The sequence below is a fragment of the Thermosynechococcus sp. Uc genome (genome assembly GCF_029335995.1).
Lineage (GTDB): Bacteria > Cyanobacteriota > Cyanobacteriia > Thermosynechococcales > Thermosynechococcaceae > Thermosynechococcus.
Map to the genome: position 1 here is coordinate 23,202 of NZ_JARJMS020000057.1, position 12,047 is coordinate 35,248.

Genomic DNA, 12,047 nt, shown 5'->3' on the forward strand with positions numbered 1-12,047 from the left:
CCAAGGGGGAGACTGCCTGTGACAAAACTTTAAGCGCCGCAAGATTGAGTTGCGCACCACTTAGGGCACCACCAAGACCGGACAGGGCGCCAAGTTAATCACACGGCTGCTGACACTTTCTTGGAACCCCTCCGGCGTAAGACCTGTTCCCCGACAGCCCATAATAATCAAATTGGCATTGATCTCATCGGCCACATCACAAATCACAAAAGCAGGTTTGCCGCGCCGCAGCAGTGTTTCCGCCACAATCGCATGTTGGGCAAAGGCTTCCTTCGCTCGATTTAAAAATTCGGCGATCGCTGCTTCTAGCTCTGTATCCGGTTCTGGGCTGTCCTCCACCGACAGTAGAAACAACTGACTCTGAAACAGCTTCACCATCTCAACCACGGTGGGCATGGCTTCTTGGGTGTCACGGCTACGGTCAATGGGAAAAAGAATCGTTTTGAACATAGAGTTCACCTCATTGGAGTCAAGTGGAAGGGCACGCCCTTGGGTAGAATGAGGGTCAGGTGAGGGATTTGTAGCGCATCACTCCATCGCTAGCCGAAATTGTTATACCCCTAGTACTATCATCTACGTTTTAACGCATTTAGGAGGCTCTAGCGTGTCTAAAAAATCCGTGGCGCAGTTATCCACTGCCGACTTAGAAGGGAAGCGTGTCCTCGTGCGGGTTGATTTTAACGTTCCCGTTGATGAGAATGGCGTCATCACCGATGATACCCGTATCCGCGCCGCACTGCCGACGATTCAAGACTTAATCAGCAAAGGTGCCAAGGTGATTCTTGTCAGCCACTTTGGCCGTCCTAAGGGCGTGGATGATAAACTGCGCCTCACCCCCGTGGCTCAGCGGCTCTCCGAACTGCTCCACAAGCCTGTGGCGAAGCTGGATGACTGCATTGGCGAGGCCGTAGTTGCCCATACCCAAGCAATGGCCAATGGCGATGTTTGCCTCCTCGAAAATGTGCGCTTCCATCCAGGGGAAGAAAAAAATGATCCTGAATTTGCCAAGCAACTGGCCGCCTGTGCGGAAGTCTATGTCAATGATGCCTTTGGCACCGCGCACCGTGCCCATGCTTCAACTACGGGCGTGACTCAATACCTGAGTCCCTGCGTAGCTGGGTTTTTAATTGAAAAAGAACTGGAATATCTCCAAAATGCCATTGAGCATCCCCGCCGTCCTCTTGCTGCGATTGTCGGCGGATCAAAAGTGTCCTCTAAAATTGGTGTAATCGAAGCCCTTTTAGAAAAAGTAGATAAATTGCTAATTGGCGGTGGCATGATCTTTACATTCTACAGGGCGCGGGGTCTGAGCGTAGGTAAGTCCCTCGTGGAGGAAGACAAACTGGAATTAGCCAAACATCTCGAAGCCAAAGCCCAAGAAAAAGGGGTGGAGTTGCTCTTGCCCACGGATGTGGTTGTGGCCGATAACTTTGCCGCCGATGCCAATAGCCAAGTGGTCAGTATCGAGGCAATTCCCGACGGCTGGATGGGTTTAGATATTGGGCCTGCTTCGGTTCAGCGCTTCCAAGAGGCTCTCCAAGATTGCAAAACGGTGATCTGGAATGGCCCAATGGGGGTATTTGAGTTTGATCAATTTGCCAAGGGCACCGAGGCGATCGCCCGCTGTTTAGCCGACCTCACCAGTGAGGGCGTCTCGACAATTATTGGCGGTGGCGATTCCGTGGCCGCTGTTGAAAAAGTTGGCGTCGCTGAGCGCATGAGCCACATCTCCACCGGCGGCGGTGCCAGCCTTGAACTCCTCGAAGGCAAAGAACTCCCCGGCATTGCCGCCTTAGATGATGCCTAGGGAATAAACAACGCTGTGAACTAATCATTAAATTTTTAATGCCCCATTGCCTGAGCTATGGGGCTTTTTTGTCCTCTAAAGCGATATTTCGACCTTTGGACACCATGATTTGTTAATTTTTCTAACAACTGCCGCTGCCCTAAATCATCGCTGCAAAGGGGCTAGAATATAGCAAAAGTCCTATGGGTCAAGGGTTTGAGGGATTTCTAATGGATAAAAGTGCCTGAAAACCACATATCTTAAAGGTTTCCAGGTTCCAGTTGGGGTCTGGCTATTCTAGAATGAGGCTTGAAATCAAGAATAGGCAAGGGTTTCGTGCCTTTCGCTTGTTTGTTAGCCAATCAAACAAACTTTAATGTCTCTATGGAGTGATCCCCATGAACAAAGCCGAACTTGTGGATGCTGTGTTTAGTCGTGCCCACAGCACTAACAACGTCACCAAAAAGCAAGTCGAGGCGATTATCTCGGCCACCGTCGAGGAAATCATGGAGGCAGTGGCCAAGGGAGAAAAAGTGACCCTTGTAGGCTTTGGTGCCTTTGAACCGCGCGAGCGCAAAGCTCGAGAAGGGCGCAACCCAAAAACTAAAGAAAAGATGCAAATTCCGGCAACAAGGGTACCTGCCTTTTCAGCAGGGAAACTTTTTAAAGAAAAAGTCGCTCCTGTTGCAGCTTCTGAACCCGAAACTAAGGGCAAAAAAAAGTAGTCTGAATGCCTCCACGCCACGGTGGCAATTTAGCTTGGGCAGCAGCGATCGCGGGCTGTGCCCCCCCTGAGATCTTGGATTTCTCTGCCAGTCTCAACCCTTGGGGACCTCCTGCCTCAGTGATAGCTGCCCTTCAGGCTGCGCTGCCCACCATTCGTGACTATCCAGATCCCGATTGCCGTCTTTTGGTGGATGCCCTTGCTGCAGTCCATCAATTGCCAAGGCAGTATTTCTTGGTCGGCAACGGCGCCGCTGAGCTGTTGACGTGGGTAGGCCGTGAGTGTGCGGATCGCCGACAGGTTTACTTGATTACCCCTGCCTTTGCCGACTATCGGCGGGCGCTGACAGCTTTTGCCTGCCCCACTGTCCCCATTGCCTTAACACAAGTGCAAACGGGTTTTGGGGCGATCGCCCCCTCCCTGACGCCTGCAGATGCCATCCTCATCAACAATCCCCATAACCCCAGCGGACACCTCTGGTTGCGCCATCAGCTTCAGCCCTTGCTAGAAACGGGTGCCCTAGTGGTGGTGGACGAGGCCTTTATGGACTTTTTGCCTCCGGCGGCCAGCGAGTCGCTAGTGGAGGCGGTGCCTCAGTATCCCAATTTGATTGTGCTGCGATCGCTGACAAAGTTCTATAGCTTGGCGGGTCTGCGCTTAGGGTATGGTGTCTCTTCACCGCAACGGTGGCAACGCTGGCGATCGTGGCGCGATCCCTGGAGTGTGAACAGTTTGGCCATCATTGCAGGGGTGACTGCCTTGGGGGATCGCCCCTTTCAGGAACAGACTTGGACATGGCTGCCTCCAGCACGTCAGGCCTTTGCGGAAGCTCTGAATGCTGTACCTGAACTGAACGTAGCAACCGTGAGCCAGGCGAACTTTCTACTCATCCAAGCAACAGACTCAATTTTGCCCCTGCAAACCTATCTCCTCCAGGAGCATCGAATCTTGATTCGCGATTGTTGCAGTTTTCCTGAATTGGGTGCTTCCTACTTTCGAGTGGCCGTGCGCCGCAACATTGAAAATGAACGCCTCCTAGAGGCTTTGCAGACCTATTACCAACGCTTTTAGGAATTGCATCCCCAAAAGCCAAGGTGATATAGTAGCGATACTTAAGGGGGCGTGGCGGAATGGTAGACGCTGCGGACTTAAGAAATTGAGCCTTAGTAGAGAAATCTATTAAGTGAATGCTCTCAAATTCAGGGAAACCTACGTTTGTCCAAAGGGCAAATATGGCAATCCTGAGCCAAGCCGTTTCTCAACCCCCAAACCTTAGGGAAACGGAAGGTGCAGAGACTCGACGGGAGCTACCCTACCGTAGATGTTCTACGCGGGTAAAGGGAGAGTCCAATCCTCAACACCCAAGGGGTGGTCGCGAAAGCGGCAGGAGGATGAAAATCCGTTGACCTTAAACAAGTCGTGAGGGTTCAAGTCCCTCCGCCCCCACCAAACCATTTTCCAAAGGGTCACCTTTGGCTGACCCCTTCTTAGGGTGCGATGAAAGCAGAGTACCAGCAACGACAGCAGCAGTTTTTAGAGAAATTAGGCACGGGTGTCGCTGTTTTCTGTAGTGCCCCGCGCGCCATCATGCACAATGATGTGGACTATAACTTTCGCCAAGACAGTAATTTTTACTATCTCACGGGGTTTAATGAGCCAGAAGCGGTTGCTGTTTTTGCGCCGAACCACAGTGAGCATCGGTATATACTCTTTGTACAGCCCAAGGATTTTAGCCAAGAGATTTGGACAGGGAAACGCCTTGGGGTCGAGGCGGCAAAGGAGCAGTTAGGCGCAGATGCGGTGTATCCCATCGGCGAGCTAGAGCAACACCTCCCTCGCTATTTGGAGACAGGGGATCCGCTGTACTACCACTTTGGTCATAACGATCGCTTTAATCAACTGATTCTCAAGCACTACCAACAACTGCTAGCCAGCCTACCAAAACGAGGTACAGGGCCGCGTGCCATTGCTGACCCGAGTATTCTTTTGGCACCGATGCGGCAAATTAAATCAGCGGCTGAATTGGCTTTGATGCGCCAAGCGATCGCCATCAGCGTTGAAGCCCATCAGCGTGCCCGCGAAGTAGCTGCCCCCGGTCGCTGGGAATATGAAATTCAGGCGGAGATCGAGCATCTATTTCGCCTGCGGGGGGGGGATGGCCCTGCCTACCCCCCAATTGTGGCCTCCGGACCGAATGCCTGTGTGCTCCACTACACTGAGAATCAACGGGAAATGGCGGCAAAAGACTTACTTTTGATTGATGCTGGCTGTGCCTACCGCTATTACAACGCCGATATTACCCGCACTTTTCCTGTGAGTGGCCAGTTTACCGGGGAACAAAAGGCGATCTATGAGATTGTCCTCGCAGCTCAAAAAGCGGCTATTGAGCAGGTGCGCCCAGGAAATACGTACAATCAAATCCACGATGCGGCTGTGCGGGTGATTGTTGAGGGTCTAGTTGACCTTGGTCTGCTGCGGGGCGACGTTGATGCCCTCATCAATGAAGGTAAAGAGAACAACACTCAGAAATATCGCACCTTTTTTATGCATGGCACCGGTCATTGGCTGGGTCTTGATGTCCATGATGTGGGTCTTTACAAGCACAACAAGGACACATGGGTAACACTGCAACCGGGTCAAGTGCTGACGGTAGAGCCGGGAATCTATATTCATCCTGAAGCAACGCCCGCTGAGGGACAACCTGAGATTGGCGATCGCTGGCGCGGCATTGGGGTACGCATTGAAGACGATGTCCTAGTGACGCCCCAGGGGCACGAAGTACTGACGGCGGCTGTACCTAAATAATCACCTACCGTACCCCTATCTTTTGGATAAACTCTTGACTTCCTTGATCACTTGATAAACGTATGGCTCTAGTATCATCTATCCCTGAGAGTTATTTTCCCCCCGATTGGCTGCTCAAGCTCCTGCTCCCTGCCATCGAAGAGGGGCGACAATGGGGATACCAATTTCTCCGCGATCCTCGCTGGGAGGGCGATCGCGATCGCATGACCAACCACGCCATTAATGAAGCCACGTTGTGGTCACTGGGCTGTGGAGTAGCCACTGGTGTCATTGGCTTGGCTGGTGTGCCCCTAGACGTTGCCTACTTCTACCATGCCCAAACTAAGCTGGCAGCAGCGCTATTCACCATCCACGGCTTAGACACCGAAGATCAGGCCGTGCTGATGATCCTAATTCCTGCCGCCTTGGGGGTGACGGCCGCTGAACTCGCAAACTACTTTGGCAGGCAATTTTGTCGGCAAATCTTCAGGACCTTGAACCAAGGGGCTGCACAGAAGAATTTATCTCCCGTACTGACCTCAGTCTTTAAGCAGCTTCCGCGTCCCCTCTTACGGCAGATTGTGGGCAAGGTCTCAAGCAAAAGTCTTACTCTCCCTGCACGGGCAGTTCCCCTGATGAGTGGCGTGATGTGTGGTATCACAAATGCCATCATGATGAACATTGGCGGTCATAGCGTGTGTACGGTTATCAAAACGTTTCACTCGCCCGCCGTCAATTAGTCTAGGTGTCTTGGAGAGGCTCAGATTCTAGAACTGTTTTTAGCGTTGCTGCTAAGGGAATCGCCAGCAAAATTCCCAAGAAACCCGCCACCCGTCCGCCAATAAGCAGAGCAATAAACTGCCAGAGGGGATTGAGTCCCATCAAGTCCCCCAACAACTTGGGGGTGAGCACATTGTCCTTAATTTGCTGTAAGACCACGGCGATCGCCAAAATATTTAAAGCTAGCCACGCATCTTGAAACAGGATGAACAGTGTCACTAAACCAATGCCTAAGGTCGCCCCCACTACGGGAATGAGCTGGGCAACACCAATGATCACAGCAAAAAGAAAGCCAAAATTGACATTGAAGGCCACCATAAAGGGAATGAGGGCAAGAAACATAAACAGCCCCAAAAAAAGCTGCGCCGAGAAAAAACTGCGAATATTTAGCCGTAGGGAATAATCCACGATCTGTCGCCAAGGCTTGGGCACTAACTTCATTAAGCCGCGCCAAATCTCACTGCCATAAAAGAGCATATACACCGTTAAAATCAGCACCAGTAGCACATCCACAAACTTAGTCAGAGTTGTAATTGCCACACCGGGTAGCATCGCCGTAATCCCTTTAAGTTGGATGGTCAGCTCCTCCATCAAGTCATTCACCCCCACAGGGAAGCGATAGCGATGCAGGAGTTGATCCAGATGGCGCAAATTTTGATTGCTGGTATCCGCCAATTCTGGCAGTTGATTGAGAAGTTCCTCCGCCTGTTGAATGGCAAGGGGCAGCAGCAAGAGCATCAAGACACTGGCGACCAAAAGGGTAATCAGCAACACAAGGGCGATCGCCTGCCGTCGGCGCAGACCACGAGCACAAAGACGAATGACCACCTGATTCAGCAAAAACGCCAAGATGGCAGCAATGACAAGGATATTAATTGGATACTCAAAATAGAGGTAAACTTGCTCCACTACCCAGAGGTTCAGGACAATCAGAGGCCCTGCTAATAAATAGACAAGATACTGTTGCCAGCTCTCCGGAGGGCGAGGCCATCTCATGGAAATCTAGGTTGAACGACTCCTAGGCAGACGAGTGTATAACCAATTGCCTAGTACCAGTAAGCCCACAATTGCCAAGGTGCCCCAGCCTAAGGGACTCGGATACCAATAGGCTGCCTCAAGGTGATTGAGATAACCCGGCATTAATGTCCAAGTCAGGCGATGGCTCCCCCGCTGAAGATGAGGGTTCACTACCATATCACTCGTGGGGGCTGGGCGCTCAATGGGGCGTGCCCCCCAAGGGGTTTCTAGGGCAAGTTGAAACTTCAGGAGCGACTGTGGGGCCATAAGAACAGCTTGATCACGGGATTCAATGCCCAACGGCCGCAGATCAATATCATAGCGAAAGCGCTCCCGCACAAAGAGCAAAAAGTTCTGGTCAAAAATATCCGCCTTGGCAGTGACTTGGGGGAGATAGGGCACGCCACCAATATAGTTGAGAACCGTAGCCAATTGCTGGCTCGTGTCAAAGGGAATCATCACCTGAAGATGGGTTTTATCCCGTTCCTTAACTACTCCCCCCAAACGACGCGCCCGCTGGATCACCTGTTCTGTAAAAGGCAGATCGGGCTGGGGCAGTATCAGCGTGTAGGTCAGGCTCCCCCCGGTTTGTCCTTGATGCTGAATGACCACATCTGCCTGAACACACCCACTTAAACCCACGATCAGGGGTATCAAGAGCCAAACGATCCAACGCTGCATTCCGCCTCTAGTCCTTTCCTTGGTTTTGCCATGCAAGATTATCCTATCTTGGGATGCTACCAAGGCACAAAAAAACACCCCGAACGGCTCAGGGTGTCGCTATTACTGGTTGTCTGAGCTAATTGAATCTGGGGGTTATTTGTTGGGTTGAGGCGTTAAACGCAGATAGGGCTTAACGGTATTGAAACCTTTGGGAAACTTCTGCTTGGCCTCTTCATCACTGAGGGAGGGCACAATCACGCAGTCTTGCCCCTCTTGCCAGTTAACCGGCGTGGCCACGCTGTAGTTGTCCGTGAGTTGCAGTGAATCAATGACCCGCAGAATTTCAGCAAAGTTCCGCCCGGTGCTGGCGGGATAGGTCAGGGTGAGGCGCAGGCGTTTTTGGGGGTCAATGATAAAGACTGTGCGCACCGTCAGATTGTTGAGGGAGTTAGGGTGGATCATATCGTAGAGGGTGGAGACTTTTCTGTCTTCGTCTGCCAAAATTGGGTAATCCACCTTGACGTTGTTAACTTCTTCGATGTCTTTGATCCAGCCGAGGTGGGACTCCACACTATCTACACTCAAACCCAAGGTTTTGACATTGCGCTTCTCAAATTCTGAGCGTAACCGCGCCACTTCGCCCAGTTCTGTTGTACAAACGGGGGTGTAATCCGCTGGGTGGGAGAATAACACAACCCAGCTATCTCCTGCCCACTCGTAGAAGTTGATCTCCCCCATGGAGGAGGCTTGGGTAAAGTTGGGTACGACATCCCCAAGTTTTAGGCTCATAGATGGTGGCTCCTAGGCTAACGATGTATCTTTAGCTACGGATTCTATCTTGCCATAAACTCTCGTTTATCGGTCGGAATATAGAGGAAAATATACAAACCGATAGAATTGGATAGGATTTAGAGCTAAAAATCATGCTTTGTATTTGTCTTCAGAGTTTGGACATAGTGCTGCACTTTGAGGTCAATACCCGTAATATCGGTGCCCACGACCACTGCCCAAGCGCCTAGATTTAGGGCTTTTGCAGCCATTGTTGGACTGGTAATACCCCCTTCACAGAGAATGGGTACTTTAAGGTGCTCAACGAGCTGACTCAGGAGTGACCAACTGGGGGGTGGGGTATGCGTCGTGGTCTCGGTGTAGCCAAAGAGGGTTGTGCCCACCCAATCGGCACCCGCCACAACGGCAGCTTCAGCACTTTCTAGGGAGTCAATATCGGCCATGACGGGCTTGCCCAGTTCATCGTGAATTCGCCGAATCAAGTCCTGTAGAGGTTCAGGGCGCGATCGCGCGGTGGCATCGAGGGCAATGACATCGGCACCTGCCACTGCAACGGCCACTGCATCGGCAAAGCGGGGGGTAATATAAACAGGATAGTTGGGCAAGACTTGTTTCCAGAGGCCAATAATGGGGACATTCACCGCTTGGCGCACCGCCTGAATATGGGCCGGAGTATTGATGCGCACGGCCACTGCCCCCCGCAAAACCGCTGCCTTTGCCATGGCGGCAATGATTTCTGGAGCGGCCAAGGGAGAGTCTGGTGGGGCTTGACAGGAGACAATCAGGCCGCTGCGAATTTGCGTTGCTAAGTTCATGGTGTTTCGAGGTGCAGTTTCTGGCGGGCGATCGCCCCCAATTCTAAGGACAGACCACTCACCTTTTCTAATAAATAAAGGAAATGCTCCGGCCGCAGAAATGTGCCGTCATTGCGACAGACGCCGGTGTAGATCACGCTCACCGTCGGCCAGTGGTCTTGGCGCTCATTTAAGTGACTCTCCAGTAGGCGATCGCGCAAATTCACCACTTGGGTTTTCCCCGACTTGGTGGTTAACTCATGGAGAATTTCTGACGTAGCTTGCAGCTGCTCTAACCACTGTTTCCAAGTGTCCCACTCCACGGGTTCAGGCGCGCGAATCAGCAGCTCATAGGTGGCTGCCCGTAGGGCTTGACTGGCAGCGGGTTCACTGAGGGGCACCACCTCACAGGTGTAGAGGGGGATTTCTGTGGGCAGTTGTTGCCGCAATGCCTTTAGCACCGTTTGCGGCTCTACCTCGCGGTAAAGCTCCAAGTCAACAATTTCGCCATAACTGGTCACCCCAAGGGGCAAGGCGCTGGCCGTAGAGATGCGCGGTAAAGGATGAAATCCCCCCGTAAAGGCAATGGGCAAGTGGGCACGACGCACAGCCCGCTCAAAGAGACGGAGCAAATCTAAATGACTCACAAGCGTCATTTCCCCCGTTTTGCCAAAAGTGAGGCGCAGACGTTGTACCCGTTCTTGGGGGGCTTGGGGCTGCCCTTGAATAGGGGGAATCGGTGGGGGCGGTACAACCACATTATGGCCAAAGTCAACGCCACAGACACCACAGTGGGAGCAGCCTGCAAAGGAACAGTCGGGAACGACAACTGCTTCAAGGGCACGGCGGAGGTCTTCCTTGAGCCAAGTTTTACTAATACCCGTATCAATGTGATCCCAAGGCAGGGGGGCATCTAGGTTGTGGCTGTTGCCACTGAAGACATTCCACTCGCCGGCTTCCAGTTGGCGATATTTCCAGTCCAGACCGGCCTCTTGAATCGCCTGAGTCCAAGCGGCATAGGCGCGATCAAGGCTTTCCCACCAAGAATCTTCCCGTGCCCCTAATTCCCAAGCGCGGCGGATCACTGGCCCTAGTTGGCGATCGCCCCGACCGACAAAGTCCTCCATGGCTGAGATGCGCACATCGGTAAAATTAGCCTTTAGTCCCTTAATCGTGCGGAATTCAGCCTTTAGTAGCTCCTGTTTGCGCAGGAACTCACCGGTGGACACCGCATGCCACTGGAAAGGGGTATGGGGCTTGGGAGTAAAGTTGGAAATGGTCAGATTAAAGCTGAGGGGTTTGCGGCCTTTGATCCAGCATTCGCGCTTCAGCCAACGGATTGTTTCCGCTATTCCCAAAACATCCGCATCCGTTTCCCCCGGCAGGCCAATCATAAAATAGAGCTTGACCTTATCCCAGCCCTGCTCGTAGGCAGTTTTTACCCCCCGCAGCAGTTCCGCATTGGTAAGACCCTTGTTGATAATGTCCCGCAGTCGCTGTGTGCCGGCCTCCGGCGCAAACGTCAGTCCCCCTTGGCGAGTGCCACCAACAATGTGAGCAATGTTTTCATCAAAGCGATCCACCCGCTGGCTGGGGAGTGAAAGGGAAATGTTCTCATTTTGCAAGCGGTTTTTAATTTCCACGCCCACTGCCGGCAAGGCCAAATAGTCTGAGCAGCTCAAGGAAAGCAGCGAAAACTCGTTGTAGCCCGTGGCGCGCATGCCGGTTTCAATTGCGGCAATCACGTCCTCAGGGGCAACATCGCGGGCAGGTCGAGTGAGCATACCGGGTTGGCAAAACCGACAGCCACGGGTACAGCCGCGGCGAATTTCCACCGTCAGGCGATCGTGCACGGTCTCAACATAGGGCACTAAGCCAATGGCGTAGTGGGGCATGGGGGTGGCCACCCGCCGCAGAATTCGCTCAGGCACATCGGGACGATTGGGTTTGACGGCGCCATTGGGCTGGCGATCGTAAAACTGGGGCACATAGACCCCCGGCACCTGCGCCAAATCCAGCAGCAACGCCTGCCGACTCAACCCCCCTCGTTTGCCCTCGGCAACCACAAGGCCAATTTCTGGCAAGAGTTCCTCGCCATCCCCAAGCGCAAAGAAGTCAAAGAAATCGGCATAGGGTTCTGGATTGGAGGTGGCCGTTTGTCCACCTGCAAAAATGAGGGGAATCTCCTCTAGGGAAGCCTGTTGTCGCTCCTGCCACGTCAAGGGCAAGCCAGCCAAGTCCAACATTTCGAGAATGTTGGTGGCCCCCAACTCATAGCTGAGGCTAAAGCCCACAAGGTCGAATTCCTGAAGGGGGCGGCGGGATTCCACCGCAAAGAGGGGGGTTTGGGTGGCGCGCAATTTAGCGGCTAAATCCGCCGCTGGTAGGTAGGCGCGATCGCACAGTTGATCGGGGACGGCATTGAGAATGTTGTAGAGAATAATGTGTCCCAAATTTGAAGCGCCCACTTCATAGATTTCCGGATAGCTGAGTACCCAGCGCACTGTTGCCGCCTGCCACGGCTTATGAACCGCACCCCGCTCATTACCTAAATAGCGAGCGGGTTTGAGGATCTCAGGGGTAAGCAACTCAGTAATTGGAACAGCCATGACGCATATCTAGGGCAGTAAAAAGCGAGATTCTCCCGTGGGCATCGGGCGTGGGGGTTGCGGAGGCGCCAAAAGACCAGCACTGCCGGGTTGGGGAACAG

11 protein-coding genes are annotated in these 12,047 nt (G+C 52.8%); 5 read left to right on the top strand and 6 right to left on the bottom strand.

The annotated features are described in order from the left end of the window. Positions 1-60: 60 nt before the first annotated feature. Positions 61-450: a universal stress protein gene (locus P3X23_RS06595; RefSeq protein ID WP_300874461.1), complete on the bottom strand. Its 390-nt coding sequence runs from the start codon at positions 448-450 to the stop codon at positions 61-63. A gap of 154 nt (positions 451-604) precedes the next feature. On the opposite strand from P3X23_RS06595, the gene pgk reads away from it, so the two are divergent. From pgk to P3X23_RS06620, 5 genes are all read left to right on the top strand, one after another. Continuing rightward, the gene (pgk, locus tag P3X23_RS06600; RefSeq protein WP_300874463.1) at positions 605-1,807 is read left to right on the top strand and encodes a phosphoglycerate kinase; all 1,203 of its coding nucleotides are present in this window, start codon (positions 605-607) and stop codon (positions 1,805-1,807) included. Between the two features lie 377 nt (positions 1,808-2,184). Beyond that, positions 2,185-2,511: an HU family DNA-binding protein gene (locus P3X23_RS06605; RefSeq protein ID WP_300874466.1), complete on the top strand. Its 327-nt coding sequence runs from the start codon at positions 2,185-2,187 to the stop codon at positions 2,509-2,511. Positions 2,512-2,516: 5 nt separating this feature from the next. Then, positions 2,517-3,581 carry a threonine-phosphate decarboxylase CobD gene (gene cobD / locus P3X23_RS06610; RefSeq protein WP_300874468.1) on the top strand — a complete coding sequence of 355 codons (1,065 nt, stop codon included), beginning with the start codon at positions 2,517-2,519 and terminating at the stop codon, positions 3,579-3,581. 426 nt (positions 3,582-4,007) lie between these two features. Further along, complete coding sequence (locus P3X23_RS06615) at positions 4,008-5,315, top strand: aminopeptidase P N-terminal domain-containing protein (protein ID WP_300874471.1); 1,308 nt, start codon at positions 4,008-4,010, stop codon at positions 5,313-5,315. 62 nt (positions 5,316-5,377) lie between these two features. Next, on the top strand, positions 5,378-6,034 hold the full coding sequence (locus P3X23_RS06620; protein ID WP_300874474.1) for a hypothetical protein: 657 nt from the start codon (positions 5,378-5,380) through the stop codon (positions 6,032-6,034). Between the two features lies 1 nt (position 6,035). Here P3X23_RS06620 and P3X23_RS06625 read toward each other — a convergent pair whose 3' ends face one another. The 5 genes from P3X23_RS06625 to P3X23_RS06645 form a co-directional block, all read right to left on the bottom strand. Further along, a complete protein-coding gene (locus tag P3X23_RS06625) occupies positions 6,036-7,070 on the bottom strand; it encodes an AI-2E family transporter (RefSeq protein ID WP_300874477.1) in 1,035 nt (344 codons plus the stop codon). 6 nt (positions 7,071-7,076) lie between these two features. Further along, on the bottom strand, positions 7,077-7,772 hold the full coding sequence (locus tag P3X23_RS06630; protein WP_300874479.1) for a DUF3153 domain-containing protein: 696 nt from the start codon (positions 7,770-7,772) through the stop codon (positions 7,077-7,079). Positions 7,773-7,907: 135 nt separating this feature from the next. Further along, positions 7,908-8,543 carry a peroxiredoxin gene (locus tag P3X23_RS06635; RefSeq protein WP_300874482.1) on the bottom strand — a complete coding sequence of 212 codons (636 nt, stop codon included), beginning with the start codon at positions 8,541-8,543 and terminating at the stop codon, positions 7,908-7,910. Positions 8,544-8,668: 125 nt separating this feature from the next. Beyond that, a complete protein-coding gene (locus P3X23_RS06640; protein WP_300874484.1) occupies positions 8,669-9,358 on the bottom strand; it encodes an N-acetylmannosamine-6-phosphate 2-epimerase in 690 nt (229 codons plus the stop codon). Continuing rightward, positions 9,355-11,946 (bottom strand): TIGR03960 family B12-binding radical SAM protein, encoded by a 2,592-nt coding sequence (locus tag P3X23_RS06645; RefSeq protein WP_300874486.1) that lies wholly within the window; start codon positions 11,944-11,946, stop codon positions 9,355-9,357. The genes P3X23_RS06640 and P3X23_RS06645 overlap by 4 nt, the downstream gene beginning before the upstream one ends. Between the last annotated feature and the right edge of the window lie 101 nt (positions 11,947-12,047).

Coding starts and splice junctions, on each gene's coding strand:
- P3X23_RS06595 (WP_300874461.1), bottom strand. CDS start 450: ATGTTCAAAACGATTCTTTTTCCCATTGACCGTAGCCGTGACACCCAA.
- P3X23_RS06605 (WP_300874466.1), top strand. CDS start 2,185: ATGAACAAAGCCGAACTTGTGGATGCTGTGTTTAGTCGTGCCCACAGC.
- cobD (WP_300874468.1), top strand. CDS start 2,517: ATGCCTCCACGCCACGGTGGCAATTTAGCTTGGGCAGCAGCGATCGCG.
- P3X23_RS06615 (WP_300874471.1), top strand. CDS start 4,008: ATGAAAGCAGAGTACCAGCAACGACAGCAGCAGTTTTTAGAGAAATTA.
- P3X23_RS06620 (WP_300874474.1), top strand. CDS start 5,378: ATGGCTCTAGTATCATCTATCCCTGAGAGTTATTTTCCCCCCGATTGG.
- P3X23_RS06625 (WP_300874477.1), bottom strand. CDS start 7,070: ATGAGATGGCCTCGCCCTCCGGAGAGCTGGCAACAGTATCTTGTCTAT.
- P3X23_RS06630 (WP_300874479.1), bottom strand. CDS start 7,772: ATGCAGCGTTGGATCGTTTGGCTCTTGATACCCCTGATCGTGGGTTTA.
- P3X23_RS06635 (WP_300874482.1), bottom strand. CDS start 8,543: ATGAGCCTAAAACTTGGGGATGTCGTACCCAACTTTACCCAAGCCTCC.
- P3X23_RS06640 (WP_300874484.1), bottom strand. CDS start 9,358: ATGAACTTAGCAACGCAAATTCGCAGCGGCCTGATTGTCTCCTGTCAA.
- P3X23_RS06645 (WP_300874486.1), bottom strand. CDS start 11,946: ATGGCTGTTCCAATTACTGAGTTGCTTACCCCTGAGATCCTCAAACCC.